Below are 19,378 nucleotides of genomic sequence, written 5' to 3' on the forward strand. Positions count from 1 at the left end.
GGCTTGAAACGGGTCAGATGGCGACCAGGTGACCTTCCTGCAGGTGCAACACGCGGTCCATCTGCCGGGCCATGCTCATGTCATGGGTCACCACCAGGAACGCGGTGCGCATCTGGGTGCTCAGCTCCAGCATCAAGTCCTTGATGCCCTGGGCGGTGTGGGAGTCGAGGTTGCCCGTGGGCTCGTCGAGCATCACCAGCCCCGGATTGTTGACCAGGGCCCGGGCAATCGCTACACGCTGGCGCTCGCCGCCGGACAATTCGGCCGGTTTATGTTCCAGGCGATGGCCGAGGCCGACCCGCTCCAGCAACGCCTTGGCCCGCTGACGCGCCTCCGGAATCGCAGTCTTGCCGATCAACAGCGGCATGCAGACGTTTTCCAGGGCGGTGAACTCAGGCAACAGATGGTGGAACTGGTACACAAAGCCCAACGACCGGTTGCGCAACTGGCCACGGGCCTTCTCGCCCAGGGCCGACAATTCTTCGCCGGCCAGCCAGACGCTGCCCTTGGACGGTGTATCAAGGCCGCCCAACAGGTTGAGCAAGGTACTTTTGCCGGAACCGGAACTGCCGACGATCGCCACGCGCTCGCCCGGGTGCAGTTCCAGCTGCAGGTTGGACAGCACCACCACGGACTCAGGGCCTTCCTCGTAGGATTTGCCCAGGTCGCGGCAGCTCAGGATTGCTTTTTCACTCATGCCCGATTCACTCATAACGTAAAGCCTGCGCTGGCTGGGTACGTGCCGCGCGCCAGGCTGGATACAGGGTGGCAAGGAAACTCAGGACCAACGCGGCGCCGCCGACCATCAACACGTCCTGGCTCTGCACCTGGGACGGCAAGTAGTCGATGAAGTAAACGTCGGCGTTAAGAAACTTGTGACCGATCAGCGTTTCAAGGCCGGCGATGGCGGCGCTGACGTTCAGCGCAGCGAGAATCCCCACCGCCGTGCCGATCAACGTGCCCACCACACCGATTACCGTGCCCTGGACCATGAAAATCGCCATGATCTGCCCCGGCGTGGCGCCGAGGGTGCGCAGGATGGCGATGTCGCCCTTCTTATCGTTCACCACCATCACCAGGGTGGAGATGATGTTGAAGGCGGCGACGGCGACGATCAGCAGCAATAGCAGGCCGATCATGGCTTTTTCCATGCGGATCGCCTGATACAGGTTGCCGTGGGTACGGGTCCAGTCGCGGGCGTAGTACTGGCTTTCACCCAAATGCTGGGCGATTTCCCACGAAGTACGCGGCGCATCGAACAGGTCGTTGAACTTCAGGCGCAGGCCCTGGACCTGATCCGGCTTCCAGCGATGCAAGCGGGCCAGGTCGGTGAGGTTGGTCACGCCCAGGTAGCCATCAATTTCACCGGCGCCGACGTGGAAGATGCCGACAATGGTGAAACGTTTCATGCGCGGAAACATGCCGGCCGGGGTCACCGTGACTTCCGGCGCGACGAAGGTCAGCTTGTCGCCGATACCCGCGCCAAGCTTGGCGGCGGCCTTGTCGCCGATCACGATGCCAAAGCTGCCGGGCGACAAATCGTCCAATTTGCCCTGCTGCATGAACTTGTCGATGATCGAAACGTTGCGCTCCTGCGCCGGATCGATGCCATTGAGCAGGACTTTCTGCACCTTGCCATTGTTGGTCAGCAGGCCTTGCATCTGGGTAAAGGGCGCGACCGCCAGAACCTTGGGGTTCTCCTTGACCTTGGCGGCCAGGCTTTGCCAGTCACTGATGGGCTCACCAGACTCGATGGTCGCGTGGGGCACCATGCCCAGCACGCGGGTGCGCATCTCATGATCGAAGCCATTCATCACCGAAAGCACCACGATCATCACGACTACGCCAAGGGCGAGCCCGATCATCGAGGTCAAGGAAATGAATGACACAAAATGATTGCGACGCTTTGCACGGGTATAACGCGTGCCGATAAATACGAAGAGAGGTCTGAACATGTCGGGGCTTGTTCGGAGGAAAAGAAGACGTCCTTGTGGCGGGGTCAGGTAAGCAGCTTTACACTCAGACCATCACCGCTACTTTGGGTTCGCCATGTCGACATTAGATGAAGAAGATCGCCGCGAATACTACCGTATCGAGGACATGATCGCACTGGAAATTAGCCCTCTGTCCGGCCCCGAAGCGGCGAGTAAGGAAGTGTTGCTGGATGATTCGCCGCTGTTCAATCTGCTCAGTGAACTGCACCTGAGCGAATTCGAGTCCCAGCACCTGCTGCGCCAGATCGGCGAGCGGGACCGAACCCTGGCGGCCTTCCTCAAAGTACAGAACAAGCGGATCGACCTGCTCAGCCAGATCATGGCGCAAAGCCTGCTGGGCGAGATTGGCACGCCGCAACCCGTGATCATTTCCGAGGGTGGCATTGAGTTCCAGCACCCCAGCGCCCTGGCACCCGACAGCCAGTTGGCGGTCAAGCTGGTGCTGATGCCCCAGGCACTGGGCCTGCTGCTGCGCGCCAAGGTCACCCATTGCGATGCCAAGAGTGGCGGGTTTGAGGTCGGCACCGAGTTCGAAGCCATGACCGACGCCCAGCGCCAGCTGCTGGCGCGTTATATCCTGCAAAAACAGGCTCAGGAACGACGCCTGGCCCGGGAACAAAGCGACGCCCAAGACACCTGAATACGATCATTGAATGGCCCGTTGTGCCATCCATTCAGCCAGGATACCTGGCGTAAAGGAGCAACTGTGACCCTGATTTACGGCCACCGCGGTGCCAAAGGCGAAGCACCGGAAAACACCCTGACCAGCTTCCAGGAATGCCTCAAGCACGGCGTTCGCCGCTGCGAACTGGATTTGCACCTGTCCATGGACGGCGAGTTGATGGTCATCCATGACCCTACCCTCAAGCGCACCGCCGACCGGCGTGGCAAGGTGGTCGAGTACTCGGCAGCTGATCTGGTGAAGATGGACGCGCGCAAGGGCGGCCCGGGCTGGGTCAATCCTTGCCCCATTCCACGCCTTGAGGAACTGTTCGAGAAATGCGACTTCGATCACTGGCAACTGGAAGTCAAAAGCGCTTCGCGCACCCGCGCGGCAACGACGGTGTTGGCTATTCGAGAAATGGCCCAGCAGTTTGGCCTGATGGACAAGATCACCGTGACCTCAAGCTCGCGGGAAGTGCTGAAAGCGGCCCTGGACCTGACGCCGGACCTGTCCCGGGGGCTGGTGGCCGAATACGCCTGGCTCGACCCATTGAAGGTCGCGGCAAACTATGGCTGTGAAATTCTGGCGCTGAACTGGACGTTGTGCACCCCTGAGCGCTTGGCCAAAGCCCAGCGCCAAGGGCTGCACGTGTCCGTGTGGACGGTCAACGAGCCCGCGCTGATGCGCAGGCTCGCCGACTTCGGCGTAGATAGCCTGATTACAGACTTTCCCGGTTTGGCCACTGCCACTCTCGGGAATTACTGAAATCGGTCTCCCCGGCCGGCTCAGGCCACCGGCCGGAGCCGCTCAAAAAAGCCGGTTGAGGCCGTCGTAGGCCGCTACCCGATAGGCTTCAGCCATGGTCGGGTAGTTGAACGTGGTGTTGACGAAATACTTGAGGGTATTTTGCTCACCCGGCTGGTTCATGATGGCCTGGCCGATGTGCACGATCTCCGAGGCCTGGTAGCCGAAGCAATGTACGCCAAGGACTTCCAGAGTCTCGCGGTGGAACAGAATCTTCAGCATGCCTTGGGGCTCACCGGCGATCTGCGCACGCGCCATGCTCTTGAAGAATGCCTTACCCACTTCGTAAGGCACCTTGGCCTTGGTCAGCTCGTGCTCGTTTTTGCCGATGGAGCTGATCTCGGGAATGGTGTAGATCCCGGTTGGTACATCATTGACGTAGCGCCAGCTGCCGTTGTCGACAATGCTGCCAGCAGCCGAACGGCCCTGGTCGTGTGCGGCACTGGCCAGGCTTGGCCAGCCGATCACGTCACCGGCACCGTAGATATTGGTCACGCAGGTGCGGTAGTTCTCGTCCACCTCGATCTGGCCACGGCTGTTGACCTTGACCCCGATGTTTTCCATGCCCAGCTTGTCGGTGTTGCCGGTACGGCCGTTGCACCAGAGCAGGGCGTCGGCCTTGATCTTCTTGCCGGACTTGAGGTGCAGGATCACCCCGTTGTCCAGGCCTTCAACGCGATCGTATTCCTCGTTGTGGCGCACGGTGATGTTGTTGTTGCTGAAGTGGTAGCTCAACGCCTGGGAAATTTCCGAGTCGAGGAAGCTCAGTAACTGGTCGCGGTTATCCACCAGTTCCACCAATACACCCAGGCCGCTGAAGATCGAGGCGTATTCGCAGCCGATCACGCCTGCACCATAGATAATCAGCTTGCGCGGGGTGTGACCCAGGCTGAGGATCGTGTCGCTATCGTAGATACGCGGGTGGTGGAAATCGATATCGGCCGGGCGATACGGGCGCGAGCCGGTGGCGATGATGATGTGCTTGGCCACCAGTTTCTCGACCACACCGTTGGCGCAGACCACCTCGACGGTTTGCTCGTCGGCGAAGCTGCCGGTGCCGAAAAACAGGTCGACGCGGTTACGAGCGTAGTAGCCGGTGCGCGAGGCAACCTGTTTGGAGATGACTTTTTCAGCGCTCTTGAGCACGTCCGGGAATGAAAACCAGCGCGGCTCACCAATGGCCCGGAACATCGGGTTGGTGTTGAACTGCATGATCTGGCGCACCGAGTGACGCAAGGCCTTGGACGGGATGGTACCCAGGTGGGTGCAGTTACCGCCGACCTGGCGACGGCTATCGACCATCGCCACCTTGCGCCCAGCTTTGGCGGCGTTCATCGCCGCACCTTCTCCAGCCGGGCCGGAACCCAGTACCACTACGTCGTAGTTGTAGACAGCCATGCGTACTCCTCAGAACAGGCCAAGACGCACGGTTGGGCGCCTGGCTAAATCATGCCGCGGCCAGCGGTCATGAAGGATCAAATGGGCTCAGGTGTATGAACCGGGGCACAGTCTATATAAGCCTCAACGCCGCGCACATTAACCCTTGGTCGCGTCGTAGGCCAGTTTTGCCTTTACTACACAGTGTTCGTTACGGCTTCACTGCCGTCAGTTGCTCGAACGCCTTGTTGCTCCGTGTGACGAAACCAGTCCCCTCGCGCATCACAAAAAACGCCGCGATCCGGTGCTTTTCTGCATACGCCCACCCTTGCTCCGGGCCGAGGATCATCAGCAAGGTCGACAATCCATCAGCCATCAACGCTGAAGGTTGCAACACCGTCACCGACGCCAGTTGATGAGTGATAGGCGCGCCCGTCCGTGCATCGAGGGCGTGGGAATAACGTCGACCATCCTGCTGGAAATAATTGCGATAGTCACCTGATGTAGACACACCGAAGCCATCGACATTGATCACCCGCTCAGCCACCTGCTGATCGTCCCGGGGCTCTTCCAGCGCAATACGCCAAGGCGTGCCATCCAGTTTGTGACCCGCAGCTTTGAGTTCGCCAGTGACTTCGACCAGGTAACTGCGGATGCCCAGCCGAGTCAGTTGCGCGGCGATCCGGTCAACGGCATATCCGGCAGCGATGCTGTTGAAGTCGACTTCGACGGCAGCGTCCTTGCACAACTGCTGGCCGTCGAAGTGTAGATGCGCATGGCCGACACGCTGGCGCACCTGCGTAAGCGTTGCCACGTCCGGGACCTTTATCTCTCGGGCTTGCGGACCAAACCCCCAGAGATTCATCAGTGGTTCGACCGTCAGGTCGAAGGCGCCATCGCTGGCCTGGGACAACTGCTCCCCGGTGCGTACCAGGTGCAGGACCGGTTCGGGCATCGACTGGCAACTGTTGGCAGGCAGATCGTTGAAGCGCTCGATATCGGAATCACTGCGGTAGGTCGACATTTGCCGGTCGACTTCACTCAGAATGCTTTCCACCTGGCGCTGAAGCTCTTTCGCAGCTGGCGTACGAGAGGTTTTGACGTACTGGATAGAATACGTACTGCCCATGGTCGGCCCGCCAAAGCCCTCCAGCGAATCGCCGCCACACCCTGCCAGCAGCGCCAAGCCGCAAAACATCGCCATTTGTCGCAGATCACCCATAAACCCTGTCGCCATCGGAAATTGAATTAACCTGGAGGCCTGCCCCCCTTTCAGGACGGGCCATTATGCGGCATGTCGCTTTCTGTTGATTGCTGATGCTCTCGACCCCGGCGCTCGCCAGTGAGGCGATCCGCCTCAACAACTGACACCCACCTTCCCCTGTAGGAGCGAGCTTGCTCGCGAAGCACTTAAAAGCGCTGCGTTATCGTTGACGATCTTCGCGAGCAAGAACCAGGCGTCATGGGGAAGACTCAGAACGCTATGGAGGGTGTACGCCAGATACGAAAACGCCCCGACATGTCGGGGCGTTTTCATTTACCACTGATGCTTAACGCGGGAATGCTGGTGGGTTGACCCCGGCCATGTCTTCCATCACGCGAACCACCTGACAGCTGTAACCGAACTCGTTGTCGTACCAAACGTACAGAACAACACGGTTGTCTTGGGTGATGGTCGCCTCAGCATCCACCACGCCCGCGTGGCGCGAGCCCACGAAGTCGGTGGAAACCACTTCCTGGGAATTGACGAAGTCGATTTGCTTATGCAGATCGGAGTGCAGCGCCATGTAGCGCAGGTACTCGTTCATCTCTTCACGGGTGGCGGCTTTCTCAAGGTTCAGGTTGAGAATGGCCATCGACACGTTTGGCGTCGGAACACGGATCGCGTTACCGGTCAGCTTCCCGGCCAGCTCAGGCAAGGCCTTGGCAGCAGCGGTAGCAGCACCGGTCTCGGTGATCACCATGTTCAGCGCGGCGCTACGGCCACGGCGATCGCCCTTGTGGAAGTTGTCGATCAGGTTCTGGTCGTTGGTGTACGAGTGAACCGTTTCAACGTGACCGTTAACGATGCCGAACTTGTCGTTTACAGCTTTGAGCACCGGCACGATGGCGTTGGTGGTGCAGGAAGCCGCAGACACGATCTTGTCGTCAGCGGTGATTTCACCATGGTTGATGCCGTGAACGATGTTCTTCAGCTTGCCTTTGCCGGGTGCCGTCAGAACAACGCGGTCGATGCCTGGGCACGCCAAGTGCTGACCCAGGCCTTCGGCGTCGCGCCACACACCGGTGTTGTCTACCAGCAGTGCGTCCTTGATGCCGTACTGGGTGTAATCCACCTCAGCCGGGCTCTTCGCGTAGATCACCTGGATCAGGTTACCGTTGGCGGTGATGGTGTTGTTTTCTTCGTCGATGACGATGGTGCCGTTGAACGGACCGTGTACCGAGTCGCGACGCAAGAGGCTTGCGCGCTTGGTCAGGTCGTTCTCGGCACCTTTGCGTACAACGATGGCACGCAGGCGCAGGCCGTCGCCGCCACCGGTTTTTTCGATCAGGATGCGCGCCAGCAAACGGCCGATACGACCGAAGCCGTACAGGACAACGTCAGTGCCTTTGCGGGCCGCAGCGTTTTGCTGACCCACCACGTCAGCCATTTCTTCACGGACGAACTGCTCGGCAGTACGGCCATTGGCTTCGTTGCGGAATTTGTAGGCCAACTTGCCCAGGTCTACCGACGCCGCGCCGAGCTTGAGCTCGCTCATGGCTTTAAGCAGAGGGAATGTTTCGTGGACGGAGAGTTCGCTATCGTCAGCAGAACGATGGCGAGCAAAGCGATGAGCCTTGAGAATCGCGATGACTGACTGGTTGATCAGGCTGCGGCCATAGATCGAGCTCACCACATTGTTATTGCGGTACAGCTGACCGATAAGCGGAATCATCGCTTCAGCGAGTGCTTCACGATCGATCCATTCACCAAGACACTGGTCGGGCTTCTGAGTCACGGGAACCTTCCACATGTAGGGGCAGAAAAAAGGGGCTACATTATGCCGCCCGACCGCCCTCGGAGCAATGCGCGCCCCGCAACAAAACCCCTTGCAAAAAAATATCGTCGCGCTGGAGCCCAGTAAACACGTGGCTTTCAGCGCACCCCTCGTTGGACCATCCGGGCAAAGTGTCCGTAACCCTCCGAAACATACGCCGATTTCGGCACTACATAATGAGTCAAAAGCCGCCTTTGTTTGTCTTAGCCACTACATTTCCCTCAATACGTATTAGGCACAGTCAGCAACTGACAGGCGGCACCCGGGGCCGTTACAATTACCGACTTTGTCGCAACGCTTGGAGCTCAACCTTCCGTGCCCGTTCTGCGTCTACCGCTACTCCCTGCCGAGGCAGGTAAACAGCATTGGGGCAACCTGCCCGGTGCCGCCCTGAGCCTGGCCATTGCCGAGGCTGCCAGCGCAGCCAAGCGCTTTACCCTGCTGCTCACCGCCGACAGCCAAAGCGCCGAGCGACTGGAGCAGGAGCTGAGCTTCTTCGCCCCCGATTTGCCGGTGCTGCATTTCCCGGACTGGGAAACCCTGCCCTACGATCTGTTTTCGCCGCACCAGGACATCATCTCCCAGCGAATCGCCAGCCTTTATCGCCTGCCGGAACTGGCTCACGGCGTACTGGTGGTACCCATCACCACGGCACTGCACCGCCTGGCACCGACCAAATTCCTGCTGGGCAGCAGCCTAGTGCTGGATATCGGCCAGAAGCTCGACGTGGAACAGATGCGCACCCGGCTTGAAGCCAGCGGTTATCGTTGCGTCGACACGGTGTACGAACACGGCGAGTTCGCGGTACGCGGTGCCTTGATCGACCTGTTCCCGATGGGCAGCAAACTGCCCTATCGGATCGACCTGTTCGACGACGAAATCGAAACCCTGCGCACCTTCGACCCGGAAAACCAGCGTTCCATCGACAAGGTCGAGTCGGTCAAGCTGCTGCCGGCCCGGGAATTCCCGCTGCAAAAAGACGCCGTCACCCGCTTCAAGGCGCGCTTTCGCGAGCGCTTTGATGTGGACTTCCGTCGCTGCCCGATCTTTCAGGACTTGAGCAGCGGGATTACCCCCGCCGGTATCGAGTACTACCTGCCGCTGTTCTTCGACGAAACCTCGACCCTCTTCGATTACCTGCCCCAGGACACCCAAGTGTTCTCGTTGCCCGGCATCGAACAGGCGGCGGAAAACTTCTGGAATGACGTACGCAACCGTTATGAAGAACGCCGCGTCGATCCGTCCCGCCCTTTATTACCGCCCGCCGAGCTGTTCCTGCCGGTGGAAGACTGCTTTGCCCGCCTGAAAAACTGGCCGCGCGTAGTTGCCAGCCAACAAGATGTAGAAGCCGGCGTTGGCCGTGAGCGCTTCCCGGCACAGGCCTTGCCCAACCTTGCGATTGAAGCCAAAGCCAACCAACCGCTCGAAGCACTGTCGAACTTCCTCGGCGACTTCCCCGGCCGCGTGCTGTTTACCGCCGAGTCCGCCGGCCGTCGCGAAGTGCTGCTGGAACTGCTGGAACGCCTGAAGCTGCGACCAAAAACCGTCGACAGCTGGCCGGACTTTGTCGCCAGCAAGCACCGCCTGGCAATCACCATTGCACCGCTGGATGAAGGCTTGGTGCTGGATGATCCGGCCCTGGCGCTGATTGCCGAAAGCCCGCTGTTCGGTCAGCGCGTGATGCAGCGTCGCCGTCGCGAAAAACGCGCCGATGCCAACAACGATGCCGTGATCAAGAACCTCACCGAATTGCGCGAAGGCGCACCGGTGGTGCACATCGACCATGGCGTCGGCCGCTACCTGGGCCTGCAGACCCTGGAAATCGACAACCAGGCCGCCGAATTCCTCACCATGGAATACGCCGAAGGCGCCAAGCTGTATGTGCCCGTGGCAAGCCTGCACCTGATCGCCCGCTATACCGGCAGCGACGACGCCCTGGCACCGTTGCACCGTCTGGGGTCCGAGACCTGGCAGAAAGCCAAGCGCAAGGCCGCCGAACAAGTGCGCGACGTGGCCGCCGAACTGCTGGACATTTATGCCCGCCGTGCGGCCCGCGAAGGACATGCCTTCGCTGACCCGAAAGCCGACTACGCCACGTTCAGCGCCGGCTTCGCTTTCGAGGAAACCCCGGACCAGCAAACCACCATCGACGCCGTGCGCGCCGACATGCTCGCCCCCAAGCCGATGGACCGTTTGGTCTGCGGCGACGTGGGCTTCGGCAAGACCGAAGTGGCCATGCGCGCGGCCTTCATTGCGGTACACGGCGGTCGCCAAGTGGCAATCCTGGTACCGACCACCCTGCTCGCCCAACAGCACTACAACAGTTTCCGCGACCGCTTTGCCGACTGGCCGGTGAGCGTGGAAGTGATGAGCCGCTTCAAGTCCGCCAAGGAAGTGAACGCCGCCATTGCGGATCTGGCAGAAGGCAAGATCGACATCGTCATCGGCACTCACAAGCTGCTGTCCGACGATGTGAAGATCAAAAACCTCGGGTTGGTGATCATCGACGAAGAACACCGCTTTGGTGTCCGTCAGAAGGAACAGCTCAAGGCCCTGCGCAGTGAAGTCGACATCCTGACCCTCACTGCCACACCGATCCCGCGCACGTTGAACATGGCGGTATCGGGCATGCGTGACCTGTCGATCATTGCCACGCCGCCGGCGCGACGGCTGTCGGTGCGCACCTTCGTCATGGAGCAAAACAAAAGTACGGTCAAGGAAGCGCTGCTGCGTGAGCTGCTCCGTGGTGGCCAGGTCTACTACCTGCACAACGATGTGAAAACCATCGAGAAGTGCGCCGCCGAATTGGCCGAACTAGTACCGGAAGCACGGATCGCCATCGGCCATGGGCAGATGCGCGAACGCGAACTCGAACAGGTGATGAGCGACTTCTACCACAAGCGCTTCAACGTGCTGATCGCCTCGACCATCATCGAGACCGGCATCGACGTGCCGAGCGCCAACACCATCATCATCGAGCGCGCCGACAAGTTCGGCCTGGCGCAACTGCACCAATTGCGTGGCCGGGTCGGCCGTAGTCACCACCAGGCATACGCCTACTTGCTCACGCCGCCGCGACAGCAGATCACCTCCGACGCCGAGAAGCGCCTGGAAGCCATCGCCAACACCCAGGATCTGGGCGCCGGCTTCGTGCTGGCCACCAACGACCTGGAAATCCGTGGCGCCGGCGAACTGCTGGGGGATGGCCAGAGCGGGCAGATCCAGGCGGTGGGTTTCACCCTCTATATGGAAATGCTCGAACGCGCCGTGAAGGCTATTCGCAAAGGCGAGCAGCCGAACCTTGACCAACCGTTGGGCGGCGGCCCGGAAATCAACCTGCGCTTGCCGGCGTTGATTCCCGAAGACTACTTGCCGGATGTGCATGCGCGGCTGATTCTGTACAAACGCATCGCCTCAGCCACCGACGAAGAAGGCCTCAAGGACCTGCAAGTGGAGATGATCGACCGCTTCGGCCTGCTGCCCGAACCGACCAAGAACCTGGTGCGCCTGACTCTGCTCAAATTGCAGGCCGAGCAACTGGGGATCAAGAAGGTCGACGCCGGGCCGCAAGGTGGGCGCATCGAGTTCGAAGCACAGACACCGGTGGACCCACTGGTGTTGATCAAGCTGATTCAGGGCCAACCCAATCGCTACAAGTTCGAAGGGGCTACGCTGTTCAAGTTCATGGTGCCGATGGAACGTGCCGAAGAACGCTTTAATACATTGGAGGCGCTGTTTGAGCGCCTCATCCCGAAATCTGCTTGAAGGACGCCCCATGCGCCTGTTCCGCATTCTGAGCCTGTTGTTGGTGGTGCTCGCCCCGTCGGCGTTTGCCGATAGCCTGTATCAGGTAGAAATGATCCTGATCCGCCAGAATGCGGAACCGGTGATCAACAGCCGCGCGGCCCCGGAAGACTGGGACGCCGGGGCGCCACGCCTGGGCACCGATAAAATGAGCCCACCGCGACTGACGAACATTGTCGATAAGCTCCGCGCTGACAGTCATTACACCGTGTTGCTGCACAAGGCGTGGGAACAGAGCCTCGGCGAGCAACCGATCAAGCTGGCCATCAGCGACGGTCAGGAACAGTTCGGTCAATTTCCGATCGAGGGCACCCTGAACCTGCAACTGGGCCGTTTTACCGACATGGATGCAGATTTCTGGGTCAACCAGTTCGACAGTAATGGCAGCGTGATCGCCAGCGAGCACCTCAATCAAAAAGATGTGCGCACCAAGAATAACCAGCTCAACTACTTGGACGGCGGCCACCTGGCCCTGTTGATCAAGATCACCTCGCTGACCGCCAAGCCGCCCAGCGCACCACCGCCTGATCTTCAGGACTGATCCTGCGCCATGCCCCTGACGTCGTCGTTGACCAAACCCCTGGCCCCTTCATGGGCCAACCGCTTCAAAGAGCAAAGCCTTGAGCGTGGCCGGCGCTACGCCCTGGAAAACCGCGTGCGGATCGTCGAGTCCGGTGACAGTACGATCATCGCCAGCTGCGAAGGCTCGGGCGGCAACGTCTATCGACAGACCATCGAATTGCGCGAGTCAGCCAAGGGCACCTTGATCCTGGTGGACAGTCGCTGCACCTGCCCCGTACACACCAACTGCAAACACATCGCTGCGGTGCTGCTCAAGGTTCAGGAAACCCTGGCCTACCCGGCCGCAGCCAAGGATGCCGAACTGCTGGAAAAGCTCCAGGCGGTGCTGGACAACCGAGTGGTGCTGCCCCAAGTAGTGCTGGATGACGTGCAACCGGTGCCGCGCCTGTGGCTGGCGAGTATCGAGTTCAGTGCGTTCGAACCACGCAACGGCAAGATGCAGCGTTATATCCAGCATCGGGCGGCGCTGTCGTTCAATTATCAAGACAACTACGTCAGTGGGCAGAAGAACGCCGACATCATTGTCCGCCAGGAAACCCAGAGCCTGCGGATCAAGCGCCATCCAGAAGTGGAACAACAGTTTCGCGAACAACTGCGCCTGCTGGGCTTCAAGATCGCCACCCGCCAGAGCAAAGCCTTGCCGGAAAGTGCCGGCGAGCTGTTCGAGATGGTCAATGACAGCGCCTGGCTGAACTTCACTCTGAATGCTTCGCCCGGGTTACGCGCCCAAGGCTGGGAGCTGCAGATCGATGAGGATTTCGGCTTCGACCTGACGGCCGTGGACGACTGGTACGCCACCGTCGATGAAATACCGGAACGGGATTGGTTCGACCTGGAGCTGGGGATCATCGTCAACGGCGAGCGACTGAGCCTGCTGCCGATCCTGCTGAACCTGATGCGCTCCCACACCGAGATCCTCAACCCGGAAAAACTTGCGCGCCGCCGCGATGACGAACTGATCCTGGTGAATATCCCGGCCATGCCCAACGGCGGCCATGGGCCTCTGCAAGTCGCCCTGCCCTACGGCCGGCTGAAACCGGTGCTGGCCACCCTCGGCGAGTTCTACCTGCAAGAGCCCGGCACCACGTTGCGCCTGAGCAAGGCCGACGCGATCCGCCTCAATCCTCTGGAAGACCTGCCACTGCAATGGGAAGGTGGCGAACAGATCCGCAACTTCGCTCAGCGCCTGCGGGACATCAAGGATTTCACTGCCACGGCACCCGAAGGCCTGAATGCGACCTTGCGCCCCTACCAGTTGGAAGGTTTGAGTTGGATGCAGTCGCTGCGGCAACTGGAGGTCGGCGGGATTCTTGCGGACGACATGGGCCTGGGGAAAACCCTGCAAACCCTGGCGCATATTCTCAGCGAAAAAATCGCCGGGCGTCTGGATCGCCCGTGCATGGTGGTAATGCCCACCAGCCTGATTCCCAACTGGCTCGACGAAGCCGCGCACTTTACGCCGCAGCTCAAGGTGCTGGCGCTGTACGGCGCCGGGCGCAAAAAACATTTCGCACAACTGCAGGACTACGACCTGCTGCTCACCACCTATGCTTTGCTGCCCAAGGACATTGAGCTACTGGCCGCCCAGCCCTTGCACGTACTGATCCTCGACGAAGCCCAGTACATCAAGAACCCCACCAGTAAGGCCGCCCAGGCCGCGCGCGAGCTGAATGCCCGCCAGCGCCTGTGCCTGTCAGGGACACCGCTGGAAAACCACTTGGGCGAGCTGTGGTCGCTGTTCCACTTCCTGTTGCCGGGTTGGCTGGGGGACGTGAAAAGCTTTAATCGGGATTACCGCGTGCCCATTGAAAAGCGTGCCAGCGAAGTGCGATTGCAGCACCTTAACGGGCGGATCAAACCTTTCCTGCTGCGCCGTACCAAGGAACAGGTAGCAACGGAGTTGCCGCCAAAGACCGAAATCATCCACTGGGTCGACCTCAACGAGGCCCAGCGCGACGTGTATGAAACCATGCGCCTGGCCATGGACAAGAAAGTCCGCGACGAGATCACCCGCAAGGGCGTGGCCCGCAGTCAGATCATTATCCTGGAAGCGCTGCTCAAGTTGCGTCAGGTGTGCTGCGATTTGCGGCTGGTGAACGACGCAACCCTGCCCGCACGAGGCAGCAGCTCGGGCAAGCTCGACAGCCTGATGGAAATGCTTGAGGAGTTGTTTGCGGAAGGACGCAGGATTCTGCTGTTTTCCCAGTTCACCTCGATGCTGAGCCTGATCGAGGCCGAGCTGAAGAAACGTGGCGTGGCCTACGCACTGCTGACCGGGCAAACCCGGGATCGGCGCACGCCGGTGAAGGACTTCCAGAGCGGTAAACTGCAGATCTTTCTGATCAGCCTAAAGGCCGGCGGCGTTGGGCTTAACCTGACGGAAGCGGACACGGTGATTCACTACGACCCGTGGTGGAACCCGGCCACCGAAAACCAGGCGACCGACCGTGCGTATCGCATTGGCCAGGAGAAGCCGGTGTTTGTCTACAAGATGATTGCCCGGGGTACCGTGGAAGAGAAAATCCAGCATTTGCAGAAGGAAAAGTCTGACCTGGCCGCGGGCGTGCTCGATGGCCGCACGACCGGGGATTGGAAATTGGGCAATGAGGATATTGAGGCGTTGTTTGCGCCGTTGCCTCACAAGCAGGAAAAGCGCTGACGGTTAGATCGCCTTCGCGAGCCAGCCCGCTCCCACATTCGACCGCATTTCTTCAGGGTATGCGGGGTCAAGTGTGGGAGCGGGCTTGCTCGCGAAGGGCGCACCGCAGCTGTCAGTCAATTAATTGAGCATCCCGCAGCGCACCAAGCGCCGTCAGCCAACGCGGGTTCTGCTTGTACTCGGTAGAGGCGATTGCCTGCCCACGCATCCGCGCAATACGCGCCGATGGGGTGACCTTCATGCGTTGTGCGGCGCTCAGAGCCAGCTCAGCAGCCGCTCGATCGTTGCACACCAGGCCCATGTCACAACCGGCAGTCAGCGCGGCTTCGATACGACTGGCAGCATCGCCGACCACGTGGGCACCCGCCATGGACAAGTCGTCGCTGAAAATCACGCCGTCAAATTGCAATTCGCCCCGCAGGATGTCCTGCAACCAACGACGGGAGAAACCGGCAGGCTGTGAACCAACCTGAGGGTAAATGACATGGGCCGGCATTACCGCCGCCAGTTGCTTGCTCAGTCGTGCGAAAGGCACCAGGTCGTTGGCGCGAATTTGTTCCAGGCTGCGCTCGTCATTGGGAATGGCGACGTGGGAATCGGCTTCAGCCCAACCGTGGCCCGGAAAATGTTTGCCGGTGGCGGCCATGCCGGCGCTGTTCATGCCGCGAATAAAGGCACCGGCCAGCACGGCAGCGCGTTCGGGGTCGCCTTCGAATGAGCGACTGCCCACGACGGCACTGCGCTGGTAATCCAGGTCCAGTACCGGTGCAAAGCTCAGGTCCAGACCGACGGCCAACACTTCGGTAGCCATAATCCAGCCGCATTGCTCAGCCAGGTATTCAGCATTGGGATTGTCCGCCAGGGCACGCATCGCCGGGAGCCGCACAAACCCTTGGCGCAGGCGTTGGACACGGCCACCTTCCTGGTCAACTGCCAGCAGCAGATCAGGGCGCACCGCGCGAATCGCAGCGCTCAACTCGCGCACTTGGCGCGGATGTTCGATATTGCGCGCAAAAATGATCAGGCCACCCACCTCGGGTTGACGCAACAACTGGCGATCTTCAGCCGTCAGCCAGGTACCGGCGACGTCCACCATCAAAGAGCCTTGCAGGGCCGCAGTCATAAACCTTCCTTAAATAGCGCACAACCCGAAGCCCTCGCGAGGTCGCATCGCCGGATAAAGCCTGGCAATGGACGCTCAGCGTGAGCAACGGGTTGTGGATAAACATCTGAAATCGGCATGGGCGGCTAGCTTAGCGCAAGCCAGCGGACACGCCCACCCGCAAGCGGTCAAACCTTGGCGGCCGCCGGCACGGACTTGCTGCGTGGACGCAGTTGGGCAGCGGCCATGGCCTGGTCGGTGACACCGGTCTCGGCCCGCATACCCGCAGCCAAGAATGGCACCATCAGGCGCATCACCTGCTCAATGGAGGTATTGACGCCAAAATCGGTCTCGGCGATCGCTCGCAGGGCCTTGATCCCGGACATGCTGAACGCCGCAGCGCCGAGCATGAAATGCACACGCCAGAACAATTCGATAGGGGGAATACGTGGCGCTGCTTCGTTAACCAGCAACATATAGCGGCGGAACACCTTGCCGTACATGTCTTCCAGGTAACGCCGCAAGTGCCCCTGGCTCTGACTGAATGCCAGGCCCAACAAACGCATGAAGATTGACAGGTCGTTGCCACTGCGCGGCTGGACCACCAACGCTTGTTCGACCAGGATTTCCAGCAAGTCTTCCAGGCTCGGCTTGTTTTCAGGCTTGGCCTGGCGGCGCTCCAGTTCGCGATCGAGGCTGATGCAGAACGGTCCCAGGAAGCGCGAGAACACCGCCTGGATCAGGGCCTTTTTCGAGCCGAAATGATAGTTCACTGCCGCCAGGTTGACCCCAGCCTTGCTGGTGATCAGCCGCAATGAAGTTTCAGCAAATCCTTTTTCCGCGAACAACTGCTCGGCAGCATCGAGAATGCGTTCAACGGTTTCCGACTGGGCCATGGCTACTCCGCCTGACAAACACTTGTTTGAAACATACGTTTCACTTTGTGTATTGTCAAGCCTGCAGGTCCGTTTTCCGGCTGGGCAGTCATCTATTTCGTCGCTATTTAATCACATCCTCCAAGGTCTGTAGGCAGCGCTGTCCCGGTCATGTAGGACAGGTGACCGATGACCGTCCAGCGGAGTGAGTAAAAACGGTGATTGCCAAGCGCAGTCCACTGTATATAATCCCAGTCACTGTATAAAAAGACAGAGCGATCAACATGCTAAAACTGACGCCACGCCAAGCTGAGATTCTCGCTTTTATCAAGCGCTGCCTTGATGACAATGGCTACCCGCCGACCCGGGCGGAAATTGCCCTTGAGCTGGGATTCAAGTCGCCCAACGCTGCCGAGGAACACCTCAAGGCTCTCGCCCGCAAAGGCGCGATCGAGATGACCCCGGGCGCTTCACGAGGCATTCGTATTCCTGGCTTCGAGGCCAAGGCCGACGAGTCGACCCTGCCGATCATCGGCCGTGTCGCTGCCGGTGCGCCAATCCTGGCGCAGCAGCACGTCGAGGAGTCCTGCAACATCAACCCGACTTTCTTCCATCCTCGCGCCGACTACCTGTTGCGGGTTCATGGCATGAGCATGAAGGACGTCGGCATTTTCGATGGCGACCTGCTGGCCGTCCATACCACGCGCGAAGCCCGCAACGGCCAGATCGTCGTTGCCCGTATCGGCGACGAGGTGACGGTCAAGCGTTTCAAGCGCGAAGGCAGCAAGGTCTGGCTCCTGGCCGAAAACCCCGAGTTCGCACCCATTGAAGTCAACCTGAAGGATCAGGATCTGGTGATTGAAGGTTTGAGCGTCGGCGTTATTCGCCGCTAACGGAGGCATCATGCAGTTTCCACACACACCACAACACACTCAGCTTCCGCTGTTTGAAGCCTTCATGATGGCGCAACCCCTTGCGCCGATCCTCAAGGAGTCGGTCGAGGCGCCCTGGAGCGCCGAACCCGAGACGTTCAGTGAACTGTCGTTGCGCGGTGCCGCCGGGAACTGCCTGAACCTGCTGGCACCCATTCTTCGCGAACTGAGCGAAGAACAGGATGCACGCTGGCTGACACTGATCGCCCCGCCTTCCAGCCTGACCCAGACCTGGTTACGGGATGCGGGCCTGAATCGCGAGCGTATTCTGTTGCTGCAACCCCGCGGCACACAGAGCGCTCAACAATTGACCTGCGAAGCCTTGCGCCTGGGCCGTAGCCATACAGTAGTCAGCTGGCTGAACCCGCTGAGTACAACGGCCAGGCAGCAGTTGATCAGCGCGGCACGGGATGGCGACGCACAGAGCCTGAACATTCGATTGGGATAATCCCTGGACCAACGCTGAAAAGCGTTACCGGGATGTACTGAAAATCGTCCGCTTTGCAGTTATCTGACTTACCGTCAGAGCCTGCGATAGACGCGAGGCTTCTCTAGGATTGAGAAGCCGATCTGTAACTTCAAACTCGCAAAAAACCGACAAACGGACTCAGTGAAGAATCCGTGGGCCGTCGTCTTTCTCCGGCTCACCTTCAGCCAGGCGCCCCGCCATCTGCACGCCGACGCTCAACATGGCTTTTGCCACTTCTACATGCTGGCCTTGCAGGAACGCTTTGGCGTCCTCGGAAAAGTCCAGAATCACCAGAGAACCCTCGTCCTCAGCCCTGCGCAGCTCAATTCGGCCGTCGGGCAGTTCAACAATTTCCAGAAAGGACGTTGGCATAAAAGTCTGTTCTCCACGAAAGGCCGAGATTATATCAGTCATCCGCTTGGCCTCGCTCGGGATCTGGGCCGCTTTCTTTACGATTTGATGAATGGTGCAACCAGATTGATCGTTCCCATGCTCTGTACGGGAACGATCATTACTTCACTTATCAGCACTCGTTCAAGCCATCCCGAAACCGAATCGCCAGCTTCTTGAGCTCCTGCCGCCAACTCTCCAGCTCTTCCCGACTCAAAGGCTCCGGCCCCTCTTCTTCCAGGCTCACCGCCACGATCAGCGGCTGGGTCACGTCGCCCTTGGGCTTATGTGGCACTCGTGGCGGCTGGAACATCGCCGAATGAGCTACCAGCAAGCGCGCCAACCAGCTGTCCGGGCTCTGCGCCATTTCCACCAGTTCGGCCAATTCCGGAATAGCGATGGACTCCGACACTTCGCGAGTCAGGATCATTTCCGCCCGGGGCGCGCCGGCTTGGGGTAGCCGATAAAACCCGGCAATTTCATGGCATAGACCAAGCAACGCCCCATAAAGGTGGAACAACGCCGACTCACGTCCAGCCTGCACCAGCGCGATAGCGTTCATCTCCTTTCCCTCCTCGGCGCGACCGAGGGCTTCCAGGGACAACCCCGCGAAATAAATTTTCTGATTGGTACGGGTATAGAGTTCGTTGGCCATGACGGCAGTCTCCACAACGAATAAGGCGTGATG

16 protein-coding genes are annotated in these 19,378 nt (G+C 59.8%); 7 read left to right on the forward strand and 9 right to left on the reverse strand.

Annotation, left to right across the window (positions count from 1 at the left end):
• Nucleotides 1-13: 13 nt before the first annotated feature.
• Nucleotides 14-697, reverse strand: coding sequence for a lipoprotein-releasing ABC transporter ATP-binding protein LolD (lolD, locus tag J7E41_RS14985; protein WP_185709365.1), 684 nt, complete (start codon nucleotides 695-697; stop codon nucleotides 14-16).
• A 7-nt stretch (nucleotides 698-704) separates the two neighbouring features.
• Nucleotides 705-1,955 (reverse strand): lipoprotein-releasing ABC transporter permease subunit, encoded by a 1,251-nt coding sequence (locus J7E41_RS14990; RefSeq protein WP_214993965.1) that lies wholly within the window; start codon nucleotides 1,953-1,955, stop codon nucleotides 705-707.
• A gap of 94 nt (nucleotides 1,956-2,049) precedes the next feature.
• On the opposite strand from J7E41_RS14990, the gene J7E41_RS14995 reads away from it, so the two are divergent.
• Entirely contained in the window at nucleotides 2,050-2,634 is a 585-nt protein-coding gene (locus J7E41_RS14995; protein WP_214993967.1) for a PilZ domain-containing protein, read from the forward strand.
• A 66-nt stretch (nucleotides 2,635-2,700) separates the two neighbouring features.
• Nucleotides 2,701-3,423, forward strand: coding sequence for a glycerophosphodiester phosphodiesterase (locus J7E41_RS15000; RefSeq protein ID WP_214993969.1), 723 nt, complete (start codon nucleotides 2,701-2,703; stop codon nucleotides 3,421-3,423).
• 42 nt (nucleotides 3,424-3,465) lie between these two features.
• On the opposite strand, the gene sthA is transcribed toward J7E41_RS15000, so the two are convergent.
• From sthA to J7E41_RS15015, 3 genes are all read right to left on the reverse strand, one after another.
• Nucleotides 3,466-4,860: a Si-specific NAD(P)(+) transhydrogenase gene (sthA, locus tag J7E41_RS15005; protein WP_024074093.1), complete on the reverse strand. Its 1,395-nt coding sequence runs from the start codon at nucleotides 4,858-4,860 to the stop codon at nucleotides 3,466-3,468.
• A 190-nt stretch (nucleotides 4,861-5,050) separates the two neighbouring features.
• A complete protein-coding gene (locus J7E41_RS15010; RefSeq protein ID WP_251029506.1) occupies nucleotides 5,051-6,061 on the reverse strand; it encodes an FAD:protein FMN transferase in 1,011 nt (336 codons plus the stop codon).
• Nucleotides 6,062-6,389: 328 nt separating this feature from the next.
• Nucleotides 6,390-7,853, reverse strand: coding sequence for a glyceraldehyde-3-phosphate dehydrogenase (locus tag J7E41_RS15015; RefSeq protein WP_214993971.1), 1,464 nt, complete (start codon nucleotides 7,851-7,853; stop codon nucleotides 6,390-6,392).
• A 339-nt stretch (nucleotides 7,854-8,192) separates the two neighbouring features.
• Between J7E41_RS15015 and mfd the strand changes: the two genes are divergently transcribed.
• From mfd to J7E41_RS15030, 3 genes are read left to right on the forward strand one after another with little or no spacing between them, the layout of a single operon-like run.
• Nucleotides 8,193-11,642 (forward strand): transcription-repair coupling factor, encoded by a 3,450-nt coding sequence (mfd, locus tag J7E41_RS15020; RefSeq protein ID WP_214993973.1) that lies wholly within the window; start codon nucleotides 8,193-8,195, stop codon nucleotides 11,640-11,642.
• A 10-nt stretch (nucleotides 11,643-11,652) separates the two neighbouring features.
• Complete coding sequence (locus J7E41_RS15025) at nucleotides 11,653-12,222, forward strand: CsiV family protein (RefSeq protein WP_214993975.1); 570 nt, start codon at nucleotides 11,653-11,655, stop codon at nucleotides 12,220-12,222.
• A gap of 9 nt (nucleotides 12,223-12,231) precedes the next feature.
• The gene (locus J7E41_RS15030) at nucleotides 12,232-14,922 is read left to right on the forward strand and encodes a DEAD/DEAH box helicase (protein WP_214993978.1); all 2,691 of its coding nucleotides are present in this window, start codon (nucleotides 12,232-12,234) and stop codon (nucleotides 14,920-14,922) included.
• Nucleotides 14,923-15,034: 112 nt separating this feature from the next.
• Here the strand turns inward: J7E41_RS15030 and nagZ are convergent, their stop codons facing one another.
• Nucleotides 15,035-16,045 (reverse strand): beta-N-acetylhexosaminidase, encoded by a 1,011-nt coding sequence (gene nagZ, locus J7E41_RS15035; protein WP_214993980.1) that lies wholly within the window; start codon nucleotides 16,043-16,045, stop codon nucleotides 15,035-15,037.
• Between the two features lie 167 nt (nucleotides 16,046-16,212).
• Nucleotides 16,213-16,920, reverse strand: a complete 708-nt coding sequence (locus J7E41_RS15040) for a TetR/AcrR family transcriptional regulator (RefSeq protein ID WP_214993983.1) — start codon at nucleotides 16,918-16,920, stop codon at nucleotides 16,213-16,215.
• 263 nt (nucleotides 16,921-17,183) lie between these two features.
• Between J7E41_RS15040 and lexA the strand changes: the two genes are divergently transcribed.
• A complete protein-coding gene (lexA, locus tag J7E41_RS15045) occupies nucleotides 17,184-17,792 on the forward strand; it encodes a transcriptional repressor LexA (RefSeq protein WP_003172575.1) in 609 nt (202 codons plus the stop codon).
• A 10-nt stretch (nucleotides 17,793-17,802) separates the two neighbouring features.
• Nucleotides 17,803-18,279 (forward strand): SOS-induced cell division inhibitor SulA, encoded by a 477-nt coding sequence (sulA, locus tag J7E41_RS15050; protein WP_214993984.1) that lies wholly within the window; start codon nucleotides 17,803-17,805, stop codon nucleotides 18,277-18,279.
• 159 nt (nucleotides 18,280-18,438) lie between these two features.
• On the opposite strand, the gene J7E41_RS15055 is transcribed toward sulA, so the two are convergent.
• On the reverse strand, nucleotides 18,439-18,672 hold the full coding sequence (locus J7E41_RS15055; RefSeq protein WP_169355610.1) for a hypothetical protein: 234 nt from the start codon (nucleotides 18,670-18,672) through the stop codon (nucleotides 18,439-18,441).
• A gap of 151 nt (nucleotides 18,673-18,823) precedes the next feature.
• Complete coding sequence (locus tag J7E41_RS15060; protein WP_214993985.1) at nucleotides 18,824-19,345, reverse strand: DUF6586 family protein; 522 nt, start codon at nucleotides 19,343-19,345, stop codon at nucleotides 18,824-18,826.
• Between the last annotated feature and the right edge of the window lie 33 nt (nucleotides 19,346-19,378).

This window comes from Pseudomonas fluorescens (genome assembly GCF_018614655.1).
GTDB lineage: Bacteria > Pseudomonadota > Gammaproteobacteria > Pseudomonadales > Pseudomonadaceae > Aquipseudomonas > Aquipseudomonas fluorescens_BX.

Coding starts and splice junctions, on each gene's coding strand:
- J7E41_RS15015 (WP_214993971.1), bottom strand. CDS start 7,853: ATGTGGAAGGTTCCCGTGACTCAGAAGCCCGACCAGTGTCTTGGTGAA.
- lexA (WP_003172575.1), top strand. CDS start 17,184: ATGCTAAAACTGACGCCACGCCAAGCTGAGATTCTCGCTTTTATCAAG.
- J7E41_RS14995 (WP_214993967.1), top strand. CDS start 2,050: ATGTCGACATTAGATGAAGAAGATCGCCGCGAATACTACCGTATCGAG.
- J7E41_RS15030 (WP_214993978.1), top strand. CDS start 12,232: ATGCCCCTGACGTCGTCGTTGACCAAACCCCTGGCCCCTTCATGGGCC.
- sthA (WP_024074093.1), bottom strand. CDS start 4,860: ATGGCTGTCTACAACTACGACGTAGTGGTACTGGGTTCCGGCCCGGCT.
- J7E41_RS14990 (WP_214993965.1), bottom strand. CDS start 1,955: ATGTTCAGACCTCTCTTCGTATTTATCGGCACGCGTTATACCCGTGCA.
- J7E41_RS15010 (WP_251029506.1), bottom strand. CDS start 6,061: ATGGGTGATCTGCGACAAATGGCGATGTTTTGCGGCTTGGCGCTGCTG.
- J7E41_RS15025 (WP_214993975.1), top strand. CDS start 11,653: ATGCGCCTGTTCCGCATTCTGAGCCTGTTGTTGGTGGTGCTCGCCCCG.
- J7E41_RS15060 (WP_214993985.1), bottom strand. CDS start 19,345: ATGGCCAACGAACTCTATACCCGTACCAATCAGAAAATTTATTTCGCG.
- nagZ (WP_214993980.1), bottom strand. CDS start 16,045: ATGACTGCGGCCCTGCAAGGCTCTTTGATGGTGGACGTCGCCGGTACC.
- lolD (WP_185709365.1), bottom strand. CDS start 697: ATGAGTGAAAAAGCAATCCTGAGCTGCCGCGACCTGGGCAAATCCTAC.
- J7E41_RS15040 (WP_214993983.1), bottom strand. CDS start 16,920: ATGGCCCAGTCGGAAACCGTTGAACGCATTCTCGATGCTGCCGAGCAG.
- sulA (WP_214993984.1), top strand. CDS start 17,803: ATGCAGTTTCCACACACACCACAACACACTCAGCTTCCGCTGTTTGAA.
- J7E41_RS15055 (WP_169355610.1), bottom strand. CDS start 18,672: ATGCCAACGTCCTTTCTGGAAATTGTTGAACTGCCCGACGGCCGAATT.